The organism is Polaromonas sp. CG_9.5 (genome assembly GCF_035984465.1).
Taxonomy (GTDB): domain Bacteria; phylum Pseudomonadota; class Gammaproteobacteria; order Burkholderiales; family Burkholderiaceae_C; genus Polaromonas.
This window is the reverse complement of sequence record NZ_JAXCHR010000004.1, coordinates 157,859-179,519: the sequence shown is the minus strand read 5'-3', so window position 1 is coordinate 179,519 and position 21,661 is coordinate 157,859. Positions and strand designations below refer to the sequence as shown.

15 protein-coding genes are annotated in these 21,661 nt (G+C 62.4%); 8 read left to right on the top strand and 7 right to left on the bottom strand.

Annotation, left to right across the window (positions count from 1 at the left end; all coding sequences use genetic code 11):
* Positions 1 to 97: 97 nt before the first annotated feature.
* Positions 98 to 286 carry a heavy-metal-associated domain-containing protein gene (locus RCH06_RS04825; protein WP_327080299.1) on the top strand — a complete coding sequence of 63 codons (189 nt, stop codon included), beginning with the start codon at positions 98 to 100 and terminating at the stop codon, positions 284 to 286.
* 90 nt (positions 287 to 376) lie between these two features.
* The gene (gene asd, locus RCH06_RS04820; protein ID WP_327080298.1) at positions 377 to 1,225 is read left to right on the top strand and encodes an archaetidylserine decarboxylase; all 849 of its coding nucleotides are present in this window, start codon (positions 377 to 379) and stop codon (positions 1,223 to 1,225) included.
* Positions 1,226 to 1,287: 62 nt separating this feature from the next.
* Here the strand turns inward: asd and RCH06_RS04815 are convergent, their stop codons facing one another.
* The gene (locus tag RCH06_RS04815) at positions 1,288 to 1,869 is read right to left on the bottom strand and encodes a BPSL1445 family SYLF domain-containing lipoprotein (RefSeq protein ID WP_327080297.1); all 582 of its coding nucleotides are present in this window, start codon (positions 1,867 to 1,869) and stop codon (positions 1,288 to 1,290) included.
* 200 nt (positions 1,870 to 2,069) lie between these two features.
* Here RCH06_RS04815 and RCH06_RS04810 point away from each other — a divergent pair, with 200 nt between their 5' ends.
* Complete coding sequence (locus RCH06_RS04810; RefSeq protein WP_327080296.1) at positions 2,070 to 3,545, top strand: M20 family metallopeptidase; 1,476 nt, start codon at positions 2,070 to 2,072, stop codon at positions 3,543 to 3,545.
* 96 nt (positions 3,546 to 3,641) lie between these two features.
* Here RCH06_RS04810 and RCH06_RS04805 read toward each other — a convergent pair whose 3' ends face one another.
* The 3 genes from RCH06_RS04805 to RCH06_RS04795 form a co-directional block, all read right to left on the bottom strand.
* Positions 3,642 to 4,811, bottom strand: coding sequence for an MFS transporter (locus RCH06_RS04805; RefSeq protein ID WP_327080295.1), 1,170 nt, complete (start codon positions 4,809 to 4,811; stop codon positions 3,642 to 3,644).
* A gap of 39 nt (positions 4,812 to 4,850) precedes the next feature.
* Complete coding sequence (locus tag RCH06_RS04800; RefSeq protein ID WP_327080294.1) at positions 4,851 to 5,597, bottom strand: 16S rRNA (uracil(1498)-N(3))-methyltransferase; 747 nt, start codon at positions 5,595 to 5,597, stop codon at positions 4,851 to 4,853.
* A 91-nt stretch (positions 5,598 to 5,688) separates the two neighbouring features.
* Positions 5,689 to 6,768, bottom strand: coding sequence for an aminoglycoside phosphotransferase family protein (locus RCH06_RS04795; protein WP_327080293.1), 1,080 nt, complete (start codon positions 6,766 to 6,768; stop codon positions 5,689 to 5,691).
* Between the two features lie 105 nt (positions 6,769 to 6,873).
* Between RCH06_RS04795 and RCH06_RS04790 the strand changes: the two genes are divergently transcribed.
* The 3 genes from RCH06_RS04790 to rsmA are packed head-to-tail and all read left to right on the top strand — an operon-like array spanning position 6,874 to position 11,609.
* Positions 6,874 to 9,294, top strand: coding sequence for an LPS-assembly protein LptD (locus tag RCH06_RS04790; RefSeq protein WP_327080292.1), 2,421 nt, complete (start codon positions 6,874 to 6,876; stop codon positions 9,292 to 9,294).
* The gene (locus tag RCH06_RS04785) at positions 9,287 to 10,693 is read left to right on the top strand and encodes a peptidylprolyl isomerase (protein WP_327080291.1); all 1,407 of its coding nucleotides are present in this window, start codon (positions 9,287 to 9,289) and stop codon (positions 10,691 to 10,693) included. The genes RCH06_RS04790 and RCH06_RS04785 overlap by 8 nt, the downstream gene beginning before the upstream one ends.
* Positions 10,694 to 10,736: 43 nt before the next feature.
* On the top strand, positions 10,737 to 11,609 hold the full coding sequence (rsmA, locus tag RCH06_RS04780) for a 16S rRNA (adenine(1518)-N(6)/adenine(1519)-N(6))-dimethyltransferase RsmA (RefSeq protein WP_327080290.1): 873 nt from the start codon (positions 10,737 to 10,739) through the stop codon (positions 11,607 to 11,609).
* A 268-nt stretch (positions 11,610 to 11,877) separates the two neighbouring features.
* Here the strand turns inward: rsmA and RCH06_RS04775 are convergent, their stop codons facing one another.
* The 3 genes from RCH06_RS04775 to RCH06_RS04765 form a co-directional block, all read right to left on the bottom strand.
* Complete coding sequence (locus tag RCH06_RS04775) at positions 11,878 to 12,303, bottom strand: barstar family protein (RefSeq protein ID WP_327080289.1); 426 nt, start codon at positions 12,301 to 12,303, stop codon at positions 11,878 to 11,880.
* 53 nt (positions 12,304 to 12,356) lie between these two features.
* Positions 12,357 to 12,782, bottom strand: a complete 426-nt coding sequence (locus tag RCH06_RS04770) for a ribonuclease domain-containing protein (protein WP_327080288.1) — start codon at positions 12,780 to 12,782, stop codon at positions 12,357 to 12,359.
* Positions 12,783 to 12,962: 180 nt separating this feature from the next.
* Positions 12,963 to 15,293: an NADP-dependent malic enzyme gene (locus RCH06_RS04765; protein WP_327080287.1), complete on the bottom strand. Its 2,331-nt coding sequence runs from the start codon at positions 15,291 to 15,293 to the stop codon at positions 12,963 to 12,965.
* 267 nt (positions 15,294 to 15,560) lie between these two features.
* Here RCH06_RS04765 and putA point away from each other — a divergent pair, with 267 nt between their 5' ends.
* Together putA and putP are read left to right on the top strand one after the other, a co-directional pair.
* Positions 15,561 to 19,649, top strand: coding sequence for a trifunctional transcriptional regulator/proline dehydrogenase/L-glutamate gamma-semialdehyde dehydrogenase (gene putA, locus RCH06_RS04760; RefSeq protein ID WP_327080286.1), 4,089 nt, complete (start codon positions 15,561 to 15,563; stop codon positions 19,647 to 19,649).
* A gap of 286 nt (positions 19,650 to 19,935) precedes the next feature.
* Positions 19,936 to 21,426 carry a sodium/proline symporter PutP gene (putP, locus tag RCH06_RS04755; protein ID WP_327080285.1) on the top strand — a complete coding sequence of 497 codons (1,491 nt, stop codon included), beginning with the start codon at positions 19,936 to 19,938 and terminating at the stop codon, positions 21,424 to 21,426.
* The last annotated feature ends 235 nt before the right edge of the window (positions 21,427 to 21,661 follow it).

Genomic DNA, 21,661 nt, shown 5'->3' with positions numbered 1-21,661 from the left:
CGTGACAAAGCTTCATCCGGCTTTGAGTTGTTCCTGCAAAAACAGGAATGACAGCGTGCATCCTGGCCTTTCAACTTTTACTTCTTAAGGAAACATCATGGAATTCAATGTTCCCAACATGAGCTGCGGTCACTGTGTCGGCGTTATCACCAAGACGCTTCAGCAACTCGATGTCAACGCCAAAATCAGCGTCGACCTGCCGGCCAAAAAAGTCAGCGTCGAGACGGCGCAAGATCGCCAAGCCGTGGCCGATGCACTGGCCGAGGCGGGTTACCCGACGCATTAAAGCTGCCGGGGCGCCGTGATCACCAGCACTTGCACAGTGTGGCGGGGCGTCTCGATAAAATGACGCTTCCCTTCACTTCCGTCAGTGCCTGTGTCAGACCGTTCTGCTGTGTTGCTTCAATACCTGTTGCCTAAACAGGCACTCACCCATTTCGCCGGTTGGGTCGCTTCGCGTGAGCGCGGCTGGGTGACCACCGAAATCATCCGCCGCTTTGTTGCCAAATACCGCGTGAACATGGACGAGGCGCTCGACTCTGACATCAGCGTCTACCGCACCTTCAACGAATTTTTCACCCGCGCCCTGAGGCCCGGCGCGCGGCCTGTTGCGCAGGCTGCGCTGGTTTGTCCGGTCGATGGCGCTATCAGCCAGTTTGGCCCGATTGCAGGCGACCAGCTTTTTCAAGCCAAGGGCCACCACTATTCGACCACCGCGCTGGTCGGCGGCGATGCAGCGCTGGCGGCGCAATACGACGACGGCAGCTTTGCCACGATTTACCTGAGCCCCCGGGACTACCACCGGATTCACATGCCGTGTGCAGGCCGCTTGACGCGCATGATTTATGTGCCGGGCGACTTGTTTTCGGTCAACCCCGTCACAGCGCGCGGCGTGCCAGGCTTGTTTGCGCGCAACGAACGCGTGGTGTGTGTGTTTGAGTCGGCGCGCGGGCCATTTGTGCTGGTGCTGGTTGGCGCGACGATTGTCGGCAGCATGGCGACCGTCTGGCATGGGGTAGTGAATCCGCCGCGCAGCAAGGCGGTGCGCGAATGGCGTTACCCGGCGGCGGGGCAGCCTGAGGTGATGTTGAAGCAAGGCGAGGAAATGGGCCGGTTTTTGCTCGGCTCCACCGTCGTCATGCTGTTTCCCAAAGGGCCGCTACGCTTTAACCCCGACTGGGTGCCAGGTGGTGCGGTGCGGCTGGGTCAGGTCATGGCCGACTGACGCGCGCCCCGGCTTTAAAGCCGGAGCCCTTGGGGCCTTGCCAAGCCCCGCCTCTTTCAGCCTTACATGTTTTTCAGCTTGGTGATCTTGGTGCCTTCCACCGTCAGGTTGGCCATCAGCCCCTTGTTGGTCATGACAAACACATTCACCGGCTGCGTGACCGTGTTCAGGTCGATGTCGCCGTTGACACCGGCCTTGATGACCGCCACTGACCCATCGACGCCGGCCGTCCAGCCTTTGCTGTTCTGGAACTTGTCCAGCGCTTCTTGCGTCATGAACAAAAACACCACAGCCTTTGACTGTGCGCCGATTTGCAAACCGAACGATGCGCTGGCAGTGCTGTAGTAATCGACGCTCCGGCCATTCACGCGCAAGGCGCCTTCGCCGTATTCACCGCCAATGCCCAGGCCGGCTGCCAGCACAGAAGGAAATACCAGCACGCCGCGCGCTTTGCTGACCAGTTCGCGCGAACCGGGAATGGTGGCAGACAGCTTGCTCAGCGTGGCGTCCACACTGGAGTCAATCTCCTGGCGTTTGCCGGTGTGGGTGCCGCCCGACATGGGCGTGGTCGAGCAGCCGGCCAATACCAGCGTCGCAGCACCGAGCAGCATGACAGATTGGGTGAGGAATTTTCTTTTGAGCATTGCAGTTCTCCATGAGGTTGTGGATCAAAGGCCGAATAAACAGTTTTATTGTGGAGGGCGCGTGCGGCTTGTCAATCAGACAGTGGCGTGTCATGCGCAGTGCGGGGCCGAAGTCACATCCGCTGGTTGAAGGGCGACAGCAGGCGTAAAGTCAACCTCTTGCAGCATTGCGCTGAGTTTTCACTTCTGAAAGTCCCGCCATGAACGCCCCTTTGCACCGGGAAATCCCCGCCAGCATCCTCAACGCCGCCCAGGCGCTGTCCCAGGTCACGACCCAGTGGGACGATGACATCGTCCAGCAGCTGACCGACTACATCGCCATTCCCGCCAAGTCGCCGAGCTTTGATGCCGACTGGGCGCAGCACGGCCACATTGACACCGTGATGCGCCATGCTGCCACCTGGGTGGAGGCGCAAAAAGTCGAAGGCTTGACGCTGGAGATCGTCCGGCTCGAAGGCCGCACGCCGGTGTTGTTTTTTGAAATCCCGGCCACCCGCGCCGGCTCGACGCAAACCGTCCTGATGTATGGGCACCTCGACAAGCAGCCTGAGTTCACCGGCTGGCGCAATGACCTGAGCCCTTGGAAAGCCACCTACGAAGACGGCAAGCTCTACGGCCGGGGCGGCGCCGACGACGGTTATGCGGTGTATGCCAGCATCGCCGCCGTGCAGGCGCTAAAAAGCCAGAACGTGCCGCACCCGCGCATCGTCGGCTTGATTGAAACCTGCGAGGAAAGCGGCTCTTATGATCTGCTGCCCTATATCGATGCCTTGAAAGACCGGCTCGGCGAGGTGGCACTGGTGGTCTGCCTGGACTCGGGTGCCGGCAATTACGACCAGCTTTGGCTGACCACCAGCCTGCGCGGCAACGCCGCCGGCGTGCTCAAGGTCGAAGTGCTGACCGAAGGCGTGCATTCGGGCGACGCCAGCGGCCTGGTGCCGTCGAGCTTTCGCATCATGCGCCACGTGCTCGACCGGCTGGAAGACAGCGCCACTGGCCGGCTGTTGCCGCAAAGCTTTCACTGCGAAGTGCCTGCCGACCGCATGGCGCAGGCACAAGCCACCGCGAAAATCCTGGGCGACGAGCTGTACAAACGCTTTCCGTGGGCGCATTACGACTGCGAAGGCGCGACCGCCTTTGCGCTACCGACCACCACCGACCCGGTCGAGGCGCTGCTCAACCGCACCTGGCGGCCCACGCTGAGCGTGACCGGCGCTGAGGGTTTTCCGTCCTTTCGTGACGCGGGCAATGTGCTGCGCCCCTACACCGCCTTCAAGCTGTCGCTGCGCTTTCCGCCGCTGATTGATGCCGGCGTGGCGGTGCAGGAACTCAAAAAGCTGCTCGAAGACAACGCGCCCTACCAGGCGAAAGTCACTTTCGAGGGCGGCGGTGGCGCCTCTGGCTGGAATGCGCCCAGCAGCGCACCGTGGTTTGACACCGCCCTGAACGCCGCATCGCAGAACTTCTTTGGCGCGCCCTGCGGCACGATGGGCCAGGGCGGCACGATTCCGTTGATGGGGATGCTGAGCAAAGGATTCCCGAAAGCGCAAATGATGGTCTGCGGCGTGCTCGGCCCCAAGAGCAATGCGCACGGGCCCAACGAGTTCTTGCATGTGCCGTATGCCAAGAAGCTGACGGCGGCGGTGGCGCAGGTGATGGCCAGCGTGCCGGGCTAAAGCTTGCCTAATAAGGCAAATTTAAGTAAAAAGTGCCTGATGCGCAGGCAGCACGTGCGCAAGCAGCTATAAAAAAAGGAGTGCGTCAGGCTGCGCCTAAGCCTGGCGCAGCTTGCGCTGCGACAGGGCCAGCCAGCCCAGCGCCAGCCCGGTCAGGCTGAGCGGCAGCAGCGAGCCAAGGTTCAGCAGCGTCCAGCCTTGCGTGGTCACCAGCACACCCGACGCCAGCGACGACACCGCCAGCACGGCAAACACGCAAAAATTCAGCGCGCCTTGTGCCTTGTCTTTTTCTTCGGGCCGATACGCTGTCAGCGCCAATGTGGTGGCGCCGGTGAACAGGAAGTTCCAGCCCAAGCCCAGCAAAAACAGCGCCGCCACAAACTGCTGAAATTCGACGCCTGACAGCGCGATTGCCACGCAGGCGATGTTCAGCGCCAGCCCGGTCGCCATGATGGGCAGCGTGCCAAAGCGCTTGATCAGGTGGCCGGTAAAAAAGCCCGGCGCGAACATGCCGATCACATGCCATTCCAGCACCCAGGCCACGTCGGAAAACGGCAGGCCGCAGACCTGCATGGCAATCGGCGTGGCGGCCATCAGCAGGTTCATCACGCCGTAGCCGAGCGCGCCGGCGCTGGCGGCGACGATGAACACCGGCTGGCGCATGATGACGCCCAGCGGCCGGCCACCGCCGCTGGCATGTTTCGGCGGCGGCGGTGGAAACTCGATGAAGGCCAGCAAGACTATCGCCAGCAGCGCCACGCCAGCCAGCGCCAGGTAGGCACCGGCAAACGGCACGTCGGTCAGGCTGCGCGTGCCGGCGGCCAGGTTGGGCCCGGCCACCGCGCCAATCAGGCCGCCGGCCATGACCAGCGAAATGGCTTTTTCACGAAACGCCGGCAGTGCCAGCTCGGCGGCGGCGAAGCGGTAGAGCTGCGCATTGGCGTTGTAGTAGCCGGCCACCAGCGTGGCCGCCACCAGCAGCCAGAAATTGCGGCTGTAGGCCGCGTAGCAGCACAGCAAGGCCGACGCCAGGCCGACGAGCAGCCCGAGCTGGAACGAGGTCTTGCGGCCAAAGCGGCGCTGGGTGTGCGCCACCAGCCCGGTCGACAGCGCCCCGCCGACCACATACGCCATCACCGGCAGCGTGGCCATCCAGCCCAGCGGCGCCAGGCTCAAGCCGACCAGGCCGTTGATGGCGATGAAGGTGACGTTGTTGGTCAGGAACAAGCCCTGGCAAATCGTCAGCAGCCAGAGGTTGCGGTTCATGCGTTTGCGTCCAGGTTCAATCGAGGTTTAGTCGAGGCTTCAGTCGAGATTCAGCAGCGACAGGCAGGCCAGCGGCGCGGTTTCGGCGCGCAGCACACGCGGGCCCAGCGTGACCGGGTTGAAGCCGCAGGCGATGGCGGCGGCTTCTTCGGCTGCGCTCAGCCCGCCCTCGGGGCCGTTCAGAAAGGTCAGGGCGCTGCCTGGCGGGGCGGCGGCGATGGCCTGGCGCAGCGGGCGGCTTCCGTCCTGCAGCGACAGCAGCAGCCGCATGCCAGGTTCCAGAGGCAGGGCGGCAGTCTTTTTCAGCCAGTCGGCCAGCGTCACCACGTCATGCACGCGCAGCAGGCGGTTGCGGCCGCATTGTTCGCTGGCGGCCATGGTGATGCCTTGCCAGTGCGCGACCTTCTTGTCGGCACGCTCGGCTTTCAGGCGCAGCACGCTGCGCTCACTCATTACCGGCTGGATGCTGGCGGCGCCGAGTTCGGTGGCTTTTTCAATCAGCCAGTCCATGCGGTCGTTGGCCGGCATGCCGACCACCAGATGAAGGGCGCGGCTGGCTTCGCGCGCCGTGGCGGTGAACGCGCCGATAGTGACATCCACATCGCTGCGGCCCATGCGCTCGACCGTGGCGTCGAATTCGCCTTCCGCGTCGCCCCGGCCATTGAACAAAGTGATGTGCCCGCCCGGCTGCAGGCGCAGTACCTGCACATGGCGCGCGGTTTGGTCGGGCAGCGTGACGCTCTGGCCGGGAACCAGCGCAATATCGGCGTAAAAACGGGCGCTCATGGCGTGTGGGCTGGTTTGAAAGAAACCTGATTTACTATCAAATCAATAGCTGCTTGCGCCCGTCCAGCCTGCACACAAGGCCGATTTGACCTCAAAACGTGTACCCCACACGGGTTTCGTTGCCCTCGATCTCGTCGAGCAGCACCATCAGCGGCCCGAGCTGGCGGTACCTGGCGCAGGTGGCGCGGGCGTATTTGATGAAGCGCGGGGTATCGGCCAGGTATTTGGGCTTGCCGTCGCGCAGGCTCAGGCGCGCAAAAATGCCCAGTATCTTGAGGTGGCGCTGCAGCCCCATCCATTCAACGGCGCGGTAGAACTCGCCGAAATCGTCGCCCACGGGCAAACCCGCCTTGCGCGCTTTTTGCCAGTAGCGCACGGTGATGTCGAGCACGAATTCTTCTTCCCAACTCAGGAACGCGTCGCGCATCAGGCTGGCGATGTCGTAGGTGACCGGGCCGTAGACCGCGTCCTGGAAGTCCAAAACGCCCAAGTCGCCGTTGGCGTCGACCATCAGGTTGCGCGGCATGAAGTCGCGATGCACATAGACGCGTGCGCCGTCCAGCGAATTGAGGTTGCTGGCCTTGATCTGTGCAAACAGCGGGTCGAGCTTGGCGATGAGCGCGCCATCCAGCGCAAACCCCCGGTGCTTGCCGACATACCACTCGGGGAACAGTGCCAGCTCGCGCGACAGCAGCGCATCGTCGTAAGGCGGAAGCACCCCCGGTTTGGACGCGAGCTGCCACTGCACCAGCACGTCGACGGCCTGCATGTAGAGATCGAAATGCGCCGTCGTTGCCTCAAGGCGGACATCGACGGCGGCGGGCGGCGCAATCACGTCCATCATGGTCTGCGCGCCCAGGTCGGTCAGCAGCATGAAGCCCAGCGGCGCATCCCAGGCCAGCACGCGCGGCGCCTTCAAGCCGGCGCCCGTCATCAGGCTGGCCACCTTGACGAAAGGCGCGCAGTCTTCTAGCGCGGGCGGCGCGTCCATGATGACGAAGCTCTGGCCGCCAGAGGCGTCCACGCGGAAATAGCGGCGAAAGCTGGCATCGGCCGACGCCAGCCGGACGGTATCTGTTTGTAAGTCGTGTTGCGGCGCGACAGCGGCCAGCCACTGTGCAAAAGCGCTGGCGCGGTGGCTGTCGGCCCAGTCCAGGGAGGAGACGGTCATGTTTTCTTTCGGGTCTTTGGACGCTGCGGCAGCCGGGCCAAGCCGGGCAGGAGGGTCATGGATAATCAGGCCTGATTTTACAAACGGGTTTATCTCATACAAACGATGCGCCGCGCATCCTCCTCCTCTTTTATTCTTTCCCCGGTGGCCCATGCGGTCTCCCGACTGGCGCTGCTCGCCACGCTCGGAATCGCCGTGGCCGGGCCCAGCCATGCGCAAACGCGGGTCGAAGCGCAAAACGCTGTTTCAGCACCGCCGCTGACGCTCAAGAGCACGTCGATGCTGGCCGAAAGCGTCTCCAAAGCGCCGGGCGACGAAGGCCCGACGCTGGTGTTCGGCGACCGCGTGTCAGGCCGGCCTGACCTGGAAACGGTAATCGAGGGCAATGCCGAACTGCGACGCGGCGCGACGTCCATGCGCGCCGACCGCATTGAGTATTACCAGCCCGACGACCAGCTCAAAAGTACCGGCAATGTGCGCATCAACAACGCCGGCAACCGCTTTGAAGGCCCCGCGCTGGAGCTCAAGCTGGATCGTTTTGAAGGCTTTTTCATCCAGCCGCGTTACCAGTTTCTGGCCACGGGCGGCAACGGCCAGGCCGAGCGCATCGATTTCATTGACGACAAGCACCTGACTGCGCACCAGGCTACCTACACCACCTGCGAGCGCGGCAACGAAGAGAGCTGGAAGCCGGCCTGGGAGCTGACCGCCCAGCGCGTTGACTTCGACCTGGACAAGGACGTGGGCACAGCCACCAACGCTGTGGTGCGCTTCAAGGAGGTGCCGATTCTGGCCTTTCCCAAGTTCAGCTTTCCCCTGAGCGACAAGCGTAAATCAGGCTTGTTGCCGCCCACGCTGGGCCTGGGTTCAGTCAATGGGTTTGAGTTTCGCCAGCCTTATTATTTTGACATTGCGCCGAACCGGGATGCGACGTTTTCTCCAGCCATCATGACCAAGCGTGGTGTCGACCTGGCGGGTGAATTTCGTTACCTCGAACCCACCTACCAAGGCCAGCTGCGCGCCAACGTCCTGCCGGGCGACAAGCTGCGCGAGCGCGACCGCTGGTCTTATTCGCTGCAGCACGTGGGTGCATTAAACACCGGTATCTCGGCGATTGGCGGACTCGGGTTCAACCTGAATCTGAACAAAGTCAGCGACAACGACTACTGGCGCGATTTTCCGGTGGCCACCGGCCAGGTCACGCAGCGGCTGCTGACGCAGGACGCCTCCTTGACCTGGGCACGTGGATTTTTTTCTTCGTCGGTGCGGGCGCTCAAGTGGCAGACGCTGCAAGATGTGAATTCGCCCATCATTCCGCCTTATGACCGCCTGCCGCAGCTCACCGCCGCCTACACGCGGGTCGACGCGCCGCTGCTGGGCCTGGGAAGCGGGTTTGACTGGTCTGCCGAGGCCGACTTCACGCGTTTTTCTGCCGACCAGAACCTGACGAGGCAGCCCAACGGCAACCGGGCGTTTACCAAGCTGCAGGTCAGCCGTCCGTGGCTGGCGCCCTGGGGCTACGTCACGCCCAAGGTGCAGCTGCATGCCACCAGTTATCAGTTTGAGTCGCCGCTGGCCAATGGCGCCACGACGGCGTCGCGCGTGGTTCCCACCTTCAGCCTGGATTCGGGCCTGCAGTTCGAGCGCGATGCCAGCTATTTTGGCCGCAGCTTTACCCAGACGCTGGAGCCGCGCGCCTTTTACGTGCGAACGCCGTTTCGGGACCAGAGCAATCTGCCCAATTACGACTCGGGTGCCAACAGCTTTAACTTTGCCACCGTGTTCACCGAGAACGCTTTTGTCGGCAACGACCGCATCTCGGACGCCAACCTGCTGACACTGGGCGTGACATCGCGCCTGGTTGATCCGGCCACCGGCGCTGAAGCGGTGCGCCTGGGCGTGGCGCAGCGTCTGCGCTTTGACAATCAGCAGGTCGGCCTGCCCGGCGCGCTGCCGGTGACCGACCGTGTCAGCGACGTGCTGGCGGGCGCATCGATCAACTGGGTGCCGCAGTGGGCATTTGACAGCACGGTGCAGTACAACCCCAAGCTCAGGCAGTCTGAACTGGCGTCTGTCGGCCTGCGCTACAACCCCGGCAACTACCGCACCGTGAGCGCGGCGCTGCGTCGCCAGCGCAACATCAGCGAGCAAGTCGATGTCGGCTGGCAATGGCCCATCAACGACCTGTGGGGCGACAAGGGCAAAGACCTGGGCGCCGGGCGCGGCCAGGGTGGCGGACGCTACTACTCGGTTGGCCGGTTGAACTACAGCACGCTGGATAAGAAACTGGTGGATGCGGTGGTAGGCATTGAGTACGATGGCTGCTGCTGGATTGGCCGCGTCGTGCTGCAGCGGTCACAAAACAGCCTTTCGACGTCAAACACCCGGATTTTGTTCCAGCTTGAAATGGTCGGCTTTTCCCGTATTGGCTCCAGCCCCACGGAAACGCTGAAAACCAACGTGCCACGCTACCAATTCCTTCGTGAAAATGCCAGTCCCCCCAGCCGATTTACCACTTATGACTAAACACCGCTTTCTTACCGGCTCACTTTCGGCCCGGCCACTGGGCGCGCTGGTGCTGTTGCTGGCGCTGCCCCTGACGAGCGTGCAAGCCCAGATGGCCAAGCCCTCCAATACGCCGCGTCTTTTCGCACCGTCAGCGTCCGCTGGCAAAGCTGCGCCACAGCAAGCAGACTTTATCGTCGCCGTGGTCAATTCCGAGCCCATTACCAACAACGAAGTGCGCGCCCGACTGGTTCGCACCGAGGCCTTGCTCAAGCAGCAGGGCACGCCCGTGCCGCCACGCAGCGAACTGTTGCCACCCTTGATTGAGCGCATGATCAGCGACAAGGTGCAGCTGCAGGCGGCGCAGGCGTCGGGCTTGAGAATTGACAACAACGCCATTGACAGCGCCATTGAATCCGTCGCCCGCCAAAACCAGGTCACGGTCGATGAACTGCGCCTGCGTCTGAAGGCCGACGGCATTGGATTTGAAAAGTTTCGCACTGAAATTCACGACGAACTGCTGATCAGCCGCTTGCGCCAGCGCGAAGTCGATTCGCGCGTCAACGTGAGCGAACAAGAAATTGACGAATACCTGCGCAACCAGAGCGGCAAGCCCGGCGCTGCCGGCACCGCCCCTGCAGCGCTGAATCTGGCTGAAATTTTGGTGGCCGTGCCTGAAAACGCCACGCCCGACCAATTGGCTGCTTTGCAGGCCAAGGCCCAGCAAGTGCTGGAACGTGCCCGCGCCGGCGTTAACTTTGCCGTGCTGGCCAATGACTTTTCAACTTCGGCTTCGCGCAGCAATGGCGGCCAGATGGGCTTGCGCAGTGTCGACCGTTATCCACCGCTGTTTGTCGAGGCGACCCAGAACGTGCGCGCAGGCGACTTTGCGGACCTGGTGCGCAGTGGCGCCGGTTTTCACATCCTGAAGGTGATTGAAAAGAAGCAGGGCGGCGGCCTGCCCGATGCCGTGGTCACGCAAACCCACGCCCGGCACATCCTGCTGCGGCTGACGCCCCAGCTCACCGAAGCCGCCGCCGTGGAAAAGCTCGCCAGTTTGAAAAAACGCATCGTGGCCGGCCAGGCCGACTTTGCCACACTGGCCCGCGAAAACAGCCAGGACGCCTCTGCCAAGCAAGGCGGCGATCTGGGCTGGGCCGATCCCGGCATGTTTGTGCCCGAATTTGAAAAAGCCATGAACGCCCTGGCACCCAACCAGATTTCAGACCCCCTGGTGTCACGCTTTGGCGTTCACTTGGTGCAGGTGCTTGAGCGCCGCGAGGCACCTGTTTCTGCGCGTGACCAGCGCGAGATGGTGCGCGGCACGCTGCGTGAGAAAAAGCAGAATGAAGCCTATGTGCGCTGGGCCGAAGACATTCGCGGTCGCGCCTATGTGGAATTCCGGGAAGCACCGCAATGACCCGCGCTTTTCCCGGTGCTTTACTCGTGCAGGACAGGGCGGTATGAAGCATATCGCCCGCAAACGTTTCGGCCAGCATTTCCTGACCGACCGGCTGATCATTCAAGGCATCGTGGACGCGATCGCCCCCTTGCCCGGCCAGCCGATGGTCGAAATCGGGCCCGGTCTGGCGGCGATGACGCGGCCGCTGGTCGAGCGGCTTGGACACCTGACGGTGATCGAGCTGGACCGCGACCTGGCCTCACAGCTGCGCTCCAACCCGAAGCTGACAGTCATCGAATCCGATGTGCTGCGGGTCGATTTCAGGCAGCTGGCTGAGGAAGTCCAGTTGAGGGCTCCAAAATTGGAAAGCGCAGCGGCCCCCTCGGGGGGCAGCGCACCCCACGAAGCGGAAAGCGTGGGAGTTCCCAAGCTCAGGGTCGTCGGCAATCTACCCTACAACATTTCCACGCCGATCCTGTTTCACCTGCTGGACGCGGTCGATGCGATTGAAGACCAGCATTTCATGCTGCAAAAAGAAGTCATTGACCGCATGGTGGCTGCGCCGTCGACCAGCGACTATGGCCGGCTGAGCGTGATGCTGCAGTGGCGTTACGCGATGGAAAACGTGCTGTACGTGCCGCCGCAAAGCTTTGATCCGCCGCCGCGCGTCGACAGCGCCATCGTGCGCATGGTGCCGCACGCCGCGCCGGCAGTGCTGGATGTGAAACTGCTCAGCGAACTGGTGCGGGTGGCCTTCAGCCAGCGGCGCAAACTGCTGCGCCATACGCTGGGCAAATGGCTGGAACAAAAAGAGTTTTCCGGCGACTTCGATGTCAAGCGGCGCGCCGAAGAAGTGCCGGTGGCCGAGTATCTGGCGCTGACGCAGCAGGTAATGGCTGGAACGCCAGCGCCTGAGAAAGCCAATGCACTATAAAAATAATAGCTGTATGCGCACGCCAGGCAAGCGCATCAGCCTGATTTAATCGTAAAAAAGCCCGCAAGATGCGGGCTTTTTCATGGCGGTCTGAACTGTGGGGTTCAGGCCGCTGCGAGCCAGTAACCCGCATTGAATGGACTGCTCATGCGCAGCGCCAGCGGCGACACGTCGAGCAGTTTGTCGGTGGGCATGCGTTCATCGCCTTCCGAAATCACTTGCAGGGCCTCATTCGCCCGATCCCCTTGGCCAATGTCTGGGGAGCGGGCTACAGAAAAGAATAAAAGCATCTGAACGGTATCTTGCGATCCGCCCAGTAGTCGGCTGCATCCCGGAAGATGTCGAGCAGTTGTTCGCGTGCTTCCTTGTCGAACTTGGCATGCGCAGGAATTTGCTCCAGCACCACGATGAAGCCGGGCTGCGGGCCTGATTTGTGAACCAGGTCGGTCATGCAGTCGTACAGGGCATCAAAGTTCTTGCCGAAATGGGCTGGAAAAGTGTACTGCGCCGCGATCATGTCCAAAACGTCCTGTTTGCTCTGGGCGTTGCCCAGGTTGGCATACAGAAAATGCTGGTTCAGTTTCGTGGCGGCGTCCTGCAATTCGGGCACACGGAAGGCGCGTATGGACTGCACAATGTTGGGCCGAATGCCCTTCAATGGGATTTCGTCGTCCTTACGAAGTGGTGTTTCCATCTCCGCTTCTCTTTCTGTTGAGTAAAAAGTCAAAATAACAACCACCGTTCGGGTTAATGAACGATTTTGCGAAAACTCGCATAGTGATCGTCGGTGTAAAAACAGGCCTCGGGTGCGGCGGGCTGCAGTCCGCCGCATACGATGCGCCGGGCGCCACGGCTGCGCTCTCCAGGTGTCCTGACGGTGTATTCACGGTAATAAGTGCGAACACTGGCAGGAAGCAGTCGTTCCCGATTGCCAAATACCACGCCATCCTTGTCATGCCTGAAGGGGCCACCCTGGTAAATCAGTGTCAACATGCTGCGTCCCTGGGGAGGCAATTGGGCGGCGGCCACTGTTTCTGTGGACGCCTGCGTGAACGGGCCTTTGGCTTGCGCCGTGCCGGTGTACAAACCCGCCACACCGATCAAGCTGGCTGAAAATACCAGCAACGCCTTTGCGCCGGCTTGATGCCAGCGACCCCACCTGTTTCGCAACATGAAAAATACCTTTCTTGAATCCAGGATTAACCGGCCAAATTGTCGGGTTAACCCTTAAATTTCAAGAGGGGTAGTTTGCCGCATGTCTAAAAAAAACGCAAGCAATTGCTGAAAGTTTAGGCATCGGAAAGAGGGCTATCAAGCCTTCTTTTCCGTGCCTCTGGCTATTCTGGTAGCAAGTTACCGGGCGGCGTTGGCGTCGGCCACCGTGAGGGCTGTCATGTTGACAATCCGGCGCACCGTTGCGGTGGGCGTGAGGATGTGCATCGGCTTGTTGGCGCCCAGCAGCACCGGGCCAATGGCAATGTTGCCGCCGGCAGCGGTCTTGAGCAGGTTGTAGGAAATATTGGCGGCGTCGATATTGGGCAAGACCAGCAAATTGGCTTCGCCGCTCAGCGTGCTGTTGGGCATGATGAGTGTGCGTGCATCTGCGTCCAGTGCCATGTCGCCATGCATTTCGCCATCGACTTCCAGCCACGGCGTCTGCTCGCGCAGCAGCTCCAGCGTGCGGCGCATTTTCAGCGCGCTCGCATGGTTGGACGAGCCAAAGTTGGAATGCGACAGCAGCGCTGCCTTGGGCTTGATGCCGAAACGCATCATTTCTTCAGCCGCCATGGTGGTGATTTCAGCCAATTGCTCTGCCGTCGGGTCGTAGTTGACGTGGGTATCTAACAGAAACACCTGGCGGCCCGGCAGCATCAGGCCGTTCATGCAGGCATAGGTGTTGACGCCCTGGCGCTTGCCAATCACCTGATCCAGATAGGCCAGGTGATGCGCCGTCGTGCCCCAGGTGCCGCAGATCAGGCCATCGACATCGCCCTTAAGCAGCAGCATGCCGGCAATCAGCGTCAGGCGGCGGCGCATCTCGATTTTCGCCATCTGCACCGTTACGCCGCTGCGCTCGGTCAGGCGGTGGTAGGTTTGCCAGAAGTCGCGGTAGCGGTGGTCTTGCTCGACATTGACGACGTCGTAATCGAGCTCTTCTTTCAGGCGCAGGCCAAACTTTTCGATGCGCTGGGCAATGATGGCCGGGCGGCCAATCAGCGTTGGCCGCGCCAGCCCTTCGTCGACCACGATCTGGCAGGCGCGCAGCACTTTTTCTTCTTCGCCTTCGGCATAGGCCACGCGTTTGCGCGCGGCTGCCTTGGCGGCGGTGAAAATCGGCTTCATGATGGTGCCGGAGGCATACACAAAGCTCTGCAGCCGTTCGCGGTACAGATCCATGTCCTGAATCGGGCGCAGCGCCACGCCGCTGTCGGCAGCAGCTTGCGCCACGGCGGGCGCAATCTTCATCATCAGGCGCGGATCAAAAGGCTTGGGGATCAAATATTCCGGCCCAAAAGACAGCTTTTCGCCGACATAGGCGGCCGCCACCACTTCGCTTTGCTCCGCTTGCGCGAGTTCGGCAATGGCATGCACTGCCGCAATTTCCATCTCGATGGTGATGGTTGACGCACCCGCGTCCAGCGCGCCGCGAAAGATGTACGGGAAGCACAGGACGTTGTTGACCTGGTTCGGGTAATCGGTGCGTCCGGTGGCGATGATGGCGTCATCGCGCACCGACTTGACGTCTTCGGGTGAAATCTCCGGGTTCGGATTGGCCAGCGCAAAAATAATAGGACGCGCCGCCATCTTGGCGACCATGTCTTTTTTCAGTACGCCGCCCGCCGACAGGCCCAGGAAAATGTCTGCGCCTTCAATGATCTCGCCCAGCGTGCGCGCCGTCGTGTTCTGGGCAAACTGGATCTTGTCCTCGTCCATCAGTTCGGTGCGGCCTTCGTAGACCACGCCGGCCAGGTCGGTCACGTAGATGTTTTCGCGTGGAATGCCGAGCTTGAGTAGCAAGCCCAGGCAAGCCAGCGCAGCAGCGCCCGCGCCCGACGTCACCAGCTTGACTTGTTTCGGGTCTTTGCCGGCCACTTTCATGGCGTTGAGCATGGCCGCCCCGACGGTGATGGCCGTGCCATGCTGGTCGTCGTGAAAAACCGGAATCTTCATGCGCTTGCGCAGCTCGCGCTCAACGTAAAAGCAGTCAGGCGCTTTGATGTCTTCGAGGTTGATGGCACCGAAAGTAGGTTCGAGCGAGGCAATGATCTCGACCAGCCGGGCCGGGTCTTTTTCGTCGATTTCGATGTCAAACACATCAACGCCAGCGAACTTTTTGAACAGCACGCCCTTGCCTTCCATCACCGGCTTGGAGGCCAGCGGGCCAATGTCGCCCAGTCCCAGCACGGCGGTGCCGTTGGTGATGACGGCGACCAGGTTGCCCCGGCTGGTGTACTTGAAGGCGGCGTTCGGATCTTTGACGATTTCCTCGCAGGGCGCAGCGACGCCGGGCGAGTAAGCCAGCGCCAGATCGCGCTGGTTGGTCAGTTGCTTGGTGGCGCAAATGGCGATCTTGCCGGGGGTGGGGAACTCGTGGTATTCGAGTGCGGCGCGGCGCAGTTCGGCGCGCTTGTCATTGCGCTCGGTTTCAAGATCCTGGGGCGTCGCAGCGGATGGGATAAGCATCGATAAGTCTCCAACTAGGACGGTCGGTGCGGCCGTCAACTCTTTTTTTGTACGGTTGCCGATTGTAGGCCGCACAAACCAGGGCGCTTGCGTGCAAAGCGCCGTTCCAGGGCGGAGTGCTTTTGACTTATATGCACAGATCAGCGCTTGCCCGCGCCACGCGCCGCCGATTGCGAAAGTGCCCGAAAAAAGGGTTAACCCGTATTTCGTTCGGGTTGTACCTTTCATAAAATCGGTTGCACTTATTTTGCGAAAAAGGTGCAACTCATGTCTACAGTCACACTCGGCCTCAAGGTTGACGAAGCGCTCAGAACCCGCATCCGCGAGGCCGCCGCCCAGCAGGGCCGGGCACCGCACTGGCTCATAAAACAAGCGGTGTTGCAGTATGTCGAAAACATGGAGCGCGGGCTGTCGCCACTGGGTGCAACCCAAGGTGCAACCGGCCTGCCGGATGCGCCTGAAAACGACGAGGGTGACGATGCAACGCTGCCAGCCGGTCTGCTTCCTTCTGCCCAACCCTTCCTCGACTGGGCGCAAAACGTGCTGCCGCAAACCGACCTGCGCGCCGCCATTACCGCCGCCTGGCACCGGCCCGAAGAAGAATGCCTGCCGCTGCTGGTGCAACTGGCGCACACGCCTGATGCTGCGCAGTGCGCCGCCATCGAGACGGTCGCTACCCGGCTGGTGAACGGCTTGCGCGGCAAAAAAGACACCGGCGGCGTTGAAGCGCTGGTGCAGGAGTTTTCGCTCTCCAGCCAGGAAGGCGTGGCGCTGATGTGTCTGGCCGAAGCACTCTTACGCATTCCCGACAACGCCACGCGCGACGCGCTGATCCGCGACAAGATCAGCCGGGGCGACTGGCATGCGCACCTGGGCAACTCGCCGTCGATGTTTGTCAACGCCGCTGTCTGGGGCTTGATGCTGACCGGCAAGCTGACCTCGACCAGCAGCGAGAAAAGCCTGGGCTCGTCGCTGACCCGGTTGATTGGCAAGGGCGGCGAGCCGCTGATCCGCCAGGGCGTACACCGCGCCATGAAGCTGATGGGCGAGCAATTTGTCACCGGCCAGACGATTTCCGAGGCGCTGGCCAACAGCCGGTCGCTGGAAAAAGCCGGCTTTCGCTATTCCTACGACATGCTGGGCGAAGCGGCCACGACCGAGCAAGACGCCGAGCGCTACCTGGCGTCTTACGAGCAGGCGATTCACGCCATCGGCAAGGCCTCGCATGGGCGCGGCATTCATGAAGGGCCGGGCATTTCGGTCAAGCTGTCGGCGCTGCACCCGCGCTACAGCCGCGCCCAGCGCGACCGCGTGATGAGCGAGCTGCTGCCGCGCCTGCTCCAGCTCACGCTGCTGGCGCGCCAGTACGACATCGGCCTGAACATTGACGCCGAAGAATCCGACCGGCTGGAGCTGTCGCTGGACTTGTTGGAGAGCCTGTGTTTTGCGCCGGGACTCAAGGGCTGGAACGGCATTGGCTTTGTGGTGCAGGCCTACCAAAAGCGCTGCCCTTACGTGATTGACCATGTGATTGATCTGGCCCGGCGCAGCAACCACCGGCTGATGATCCGGCTGGTCAAGGGCGCTTACTGGGACAGCGAAATCAAGCGCGCCCAGCTCGATGGCCATGAAGGCTACCCGGTGTACACGCGCAAAGTCCACACCGATGTGTCTTACCTCGCCTGCGCCCGCAAGCTCTTGGGCGCGCCCGACGCGATTTACCCGCAGTTTGCCACCCACAACGCGCAGACCGTGGCCAGCATTTACCACATGGCCGGCAACAACTACTACAGCGGCCAGTACGAATTCCAGTGCCTGCACGGCATGGGCGAGCCGCTGTACGACCAGGTGACGGGCAGCGTCGCCGACGGCAAGCTGGCCCGGCCCTGCCGCATCTATGCGCCGGTTGGCACGCACGAAACGCTGCTGGCTTACCTGGTGCGCCGGCTGCTGGAAAACGGTGCCAACACCTCGTTCGTCAACCGCATTGGCGACGCCAACGTGCCGGTGGCTGAACTGGTGGTGGACCCGGTGGCCGAGGTGCGGCAAATTGCGCAGGAAACCGGGCATCTGGGCGCGCCGCACCCGAAGATTCCGCTGCCGCGCCAGATGTTTGCCGATTTGGGCGCGCAGTCGCGTTTGAACTCGTCGGGCCTGAACCTGGCGCATGAGCAGCAACTGGCGTCGCTGGCCGCTGGCTTGCTGCGCAGTACACAAGGCATTTATGCCGCCAGTGCAGGCGGGACGGGCGCGGGCAGCTTTGATTTTGATAGCGCCGTTGCCGACGGCTGGCAGCCGGTGCTGAACCCGGCTGACACGCGCGACCAAGTCGGCTGGGTGCGCCCGGCGACGGCAGAAGAGGTCGAGCAAGCCGTGGGCCGCTCCGCCCGCGCCGCGCAAATCTGGCACGGCACGCCGCCGCAGGAGCGCGCCGCCTGCTTGAGCCGCGCTGCCGACCTGCTGGAGCAGCGCACGCAAAGCCTGCTGGGCCTGATCGTGCGGGAAGCCGGCAAGTCGCTGCCCAACGCCATCGCTGAAGTCCGCGAGGCGGTGGACTTTTTGCGTTACTACGCCGCGCAAGTGGCCGCTACGTTTGACAACGACTCGCACCGCCCGCTCGGCGTGGTGCTGTGCATCAGCCCGTGGAACTTTCCGCTGGCGATTTTTGCCGGCCAGGTGGCTGCCGCCCTGGCCAGCGGCAACTGTGTGCTGGCCAAGCCCGCCGAGCAAACGCCGCTGGTGGCCGATGTGATGGTCAAAATTTTGCATGAAGCCGGTGTGCCGGTCGATGCCGTGCAACTGGTGCCCGGCACCGGCGAAACCGTCGGCGCGGCACTGGTGGCGCACCGCCACGTGGCCGGCGTGCTGTTCACCGGCTCGACCGAAGTGGCCGGCATCATTGCCAAAACGCTGGCCAAACGCCTCAGCCCGCAGGGCCGCAGCATCCCGCTGATCGCCGAAACCGGCGGCCAGAACGCGCTGGTGGCGGACTCGTCGGCGCTGGCCGAGCAACTGGTGGGCGACGTGTTGTCGTCAGCGTTCGATTCCGCCGGCCAGCGCTGTTCGGCATTGCGCCTGCTGTGCCTGCAGGAAGACGGCGCGGAGCGCGTGGTCGACATGGTCAAGCACGCCATGCGCGAATGGGTCATGGGCAACCCCGACCGCATGCACACCGATGTCGGCCCGGTGATTGACGAAGACGCCCGCGTCCAGATCGAGCAGCACATTACGCGCATGCAGGCCGAAGGGCAACCCGTGACCCGCATGGCGCGCGACGAAAGCAGTGCGCACGGCCATTTCGTGACGCCCGCGCTGATCGAGATTGACAGCATCGAGCGCCTGCAGCGCGAAGTCTTCGGCCCGGTGCTGCATGTGCTGCGCTACCGCCGCGACCAGTTGGGCGACGTGCTTGACGCGCTGAACGCCACCGGCTACGGCCTGACGTTTGGCGTGCACAGCCGGATTGACGAAACCATTGCCCAAGTGACGCAAAAAGTGCAGGCTGGCAACATCTACGTCAACCGCAACGTGATTGGCGCGGTGGTCGGCGTGCAGCCATTCGGCGGCATGGGCTTGTCCGGCACCGGCCCCAAGGCGGGCGGCCCGTTGTACCTGTACCGTTTGCTGCAGGCCGGCCCGGCGCAGGGCAATCAGGCGCTGGCGGCGCTGCCGACCATGCCCGTGAACCGCAACGCTGCGCCGGCCGCCGTGCCGAATCCGGCCGATTTGCCGGCACTGGTGGCCTTGCAAAGCCTGGGCGCTGCGCTGAAAGGCCCGAAATTTCAAGCCCTCGACGGCTGGCAGACCGGCGGTGACGCGGGCCGCGCCCAAACCGCCTACAGCGCCTGCAACGCCTACCGCGCCAGCAGCGTGCTGGGCCAGCTGTTTACCTTGCCCGGCCCGACCGGCGAGTCGAACCGTTACCGGCTGCTGCCACGCGGCGCGGTCTGGGCCGTGCCGCAAACCGCGCTCGGTCTGGTGCATCACGTCGCCGCCGCGCTGGCCAGCGGCAACCCGTGCTGGCTGGAAACGCCTGCGGCCCATAGCGCCGTGGCGCTGGCGCTGGCTGCGCTGCCGCCCGAGGTGAAAGCGTTTGTCCACACCCGCAGTGCCGATCAGCTGCTGGCCGAAACGCACGTGAGCGCGATGCTGTTCGAGGGCGATGGCGATGCCTTGCAGGCTTTGCTGCCGCGCATCACCGGGCGCACTGGCGCGATTGTGCGGGTTGAAAACCTCACCTCGGCGCAACTGGCCGCCGGTGCGGTGTACGACGTGAGCGCGCTGATGCATGAGCAAAGCCTCAGCACCAACACCGCCGCCGCCGGTGGCAACGCGCAACTCATGACGATGGGCTGAGCACTCGGCCTACGGTCAACAATAACTTTCCTGCGTCATACCCGCGAAGGCGGGTATCCAGACTCGTTGGAGCGTATCAAGCCGTGTCGCTGGATTCCCGCCTTCGCGGGAATGACGGACGGGACTTTGTTGATTTCCAAATCCTGATTTCTTCCTTCGTCCTTCACCTGATTTCCTTTCCCCAAGACCGCCACCCTGACATCCCGGGGTGCGCTGCCGCCCTCTGCCTACCCGCAGGGGCCGCGCCTTTTTCGCTGACTCACCCATCCCTTCTGAGGAGACATTGATGAACTTTACCGATCCGACCGTGATCATGTTCGGCCTTTACCTGTTTGCCATGCTGTTCATCGGCTTTCTGGGCTACCGGGGCACCGACAACCTGGACGACTACATCCTGGGCGGGCGCAGCCTGGGCAGTTTTGTCACCGCCTTGTCAGCCGGCGCGTCCGACATGAGCGGCTGGCTGCTGATGGGCTTGCCCGGCGCGATTTACCTGTCGGGCCTGAGCGAAGCCTGGATTGGCGTCGGTTTGGTCATTGGCGCTTACCTTAACTGGCGGTTTGTGGCGGCGCGGCTGCGGCTGTACACCGAGCGGGCCGGCAATGCGTTGACCCTGCCCGACTACTTTGCCAACCGCTTTGAGGACAAGGCCAACTTGCTGCGCATTTTGACCACCGTGGTGATTTTGGTGTTCTTCACCGTTTACTGCGCCTCGGGCGTGGTGGCCGGTGCCAGGTTGTTCGAGAACATGTTCGGCCTGCCTTACCAGACCGCGCTGTGGGTGGGCGCTGCCTGCACCATCGCCTATGTGTTCATCGGCGGCTTTCTGGCTGTGAGCTGGACCGACACGATTCAGGCGTCGCTGATGATTACCGCGCTGATCGTGACGCCGGTGGTGGGTTACTTCGCCGTGACCGGCGGCCTGCAGCCCGCGCAGTCGATTGCCGACCTGATGGAGCCGGCCAAGATGGACATGATGAAAGGCGCTTCCTTTGTCGGCATCATTTCGCTGATGGCCTGGGGCCTGGGTTATTTTGGCCAGCCACATATTTTGGTGCGTTTCATGGCCGCTGAATCGGTGGCGACCATTCCGGCCGCGCGCCGCATCAGCATGACCTGGATGGTGTTGTGCCTGCTGGGCGCGGTGGCCGTCGGTTTTGTCGGCATTCCTTACTTTCTGGCGAATCCGGGCGGCGCGCTGGCGGTGAACGCCAATTCCGAAACCGTGTTCATCGAAATGGCCAAGCAACTGTTCAACCCGTGGATCGCCGGCCTGCTGCTCGCGGCCATTTTGGCGGCCGTGATGAGCACGCTGTCGTGCCAGTTGCTGGTGTGCTCCAGCGCGTTGACCGAAGACATCTACCGCACATTCCTGCGCAAAAACGCCAGCCAGACCGAACTGGTGTGGGTCGGCCGTGCCATGGTGATGGCGATTGCGCTGGTCGCCATCATGATTGCCCGCAACCCCGAAGCCAAGGTGCTGGGCATGGTGAGCTACGCCTGGGCCGGTTTTGGCGCCGCTTTCGGCCCGGTGCTGATCCTGTCGCTGTTCTGGTCACGCATGACGCGCAACGGCGCGCTGGCGGGCATGCTCGTCGGGGCGGTCACCGTGGTGCTGTGGAAGCAGGTCGGCTGGTTTGGGCTGTATGAAATCATTCCCGGCTTTATCCTGGCCTGGCTTGCCACCGTGGTCGTCAGCCGCCTCAGCCAGCCGTCGGCCAGCATGGTGCAAAACCACCAGGCCGTGGAAACGGAAATGCGCGCCATACAGGCTTGAGGCGCGTTACTGACCCGCGCAGTCCGGCGGGTCAGGCTTTCCAGCCGGTTTTTCCGGTTTTAAGGATGAAACAGGCTGCTTGCGCATACTGCACGTGCGCAAGCAGCTATTTAATTCATAGCATTTTCAAGCCCGTGCAGCGCAGCCCTTGCCGGCCCGGCACGCTTCCCCACCACGTTTCAACGCATTGCAAACGTATCCCGCGCAGGTATCATCCGCTGACCTAATCACTCAC

What these genes read in the sequence shown, in the direction of transcription:
- RCH06_RS04815 (WP_327080297.1), bottom strand. Translation starts at nt 1,869, where the DNA reads ATGCTCAAAAGAAAATTCCTCACCCAATCTGTCATGCTGCTCGGTGCT.
- RCH06_RS04775 (WP_327080289.1), bottom strand. Translation starts at nt 12,303, where the DNA reads ATGGAAACACCACTTCGTAAGGACGACGAAATCCCATTGAAGGGCATT.
- RCH06_RS04765 (WP_327080287.1), bottom strand. Translation starts at nt 15,293, where the DNA reads ATGCTTATCCCATCCGCTGCGACGCCCCAGGATCTTGAAACCGAGCGC.
- putA (WP_327080286.1), top strand. Translation starts at nt 15,561, where the DNA reads ATGTCTACAGTCACACTCGGCCTCAAGGTTGACGAAGCGCTCAGAACC.
- RCH06_RS04810 (WP_327080296.1), top strand. Translation starts at nt 2,070, where the DNA reads ATGAACGCCCCTTTGCACCGGGAAATCCCCGCCAGCATCCTCAACGCC.
- RCH06_RS04790 (WP_327080292.1), top strand. Translation starts at nt 6,874, where the DNA reads ATGCGCCGCGCATCCTCCTCCTCTTTTATTCTTTCCCCGGTGGCCCAT.
- putP (WP_327080285.1), top strand. Translation starts at nt 19,936, where the DNA reads ATGAACTTTACCGATCCGACCGTGATCATGTTCGGCCTTTACCTGTTT.
- rsmA (WP_327080290.1), top strand. Translation starts at nt 10,737, where the DNA reads ATGAAGCATATCGCCCGCAAACGTTTCGGCCAGCATTTCCTGACCGAC.
- RCH06_RS04785 (WP_327080291.1), top strand. Translation starts at nt 9,287, where the DNA reads ATGACTAAACACCGCTTTCTTACCGGCTCACTTTCGGCCCGGCCACTG.
- RCH06_RS04825 (WP_327080299.1), top strand. Translation starts at nt 98, where the DNA reads ATGGAATTCAATGTTCCCAACATGAGCTGCGGTCACTGTGTCGGCGTT.
- RCH06_RS04800 (WP_327080294.1), bottom strand. Translation starts at nt 5,597, where the DNA reads ATGAGCGCCCGTTTTTACGCCGATATTGCGCTGGTTCCCGGCCAGAGC.
- RCH06_RS04770 (WP_327080288.1), bottom strand. Translation starts at nt 12,782, where the DNA reads ATGTTGCGAAACAGGTGGGGTCGCTGGCATCAAGCCGGCGCAAAGGCG.
- RCH06_RS04795 (WP_327080293.1), bottom strand. Translation starts at nt 6,768, where the DNA reads ATGACCGTCTCCTCCCTGGACTGGGCCGACAGCCACCGCGCCAGCGCT.
- RCH06_RS04805 (WP_327080295.1), bottom strand. Translation starts at nt 4,811, where the DNA reads ATGAACCGCAACCTCTGGCTGCTGACGATTTGCCAGGGCTTGTTCCTG.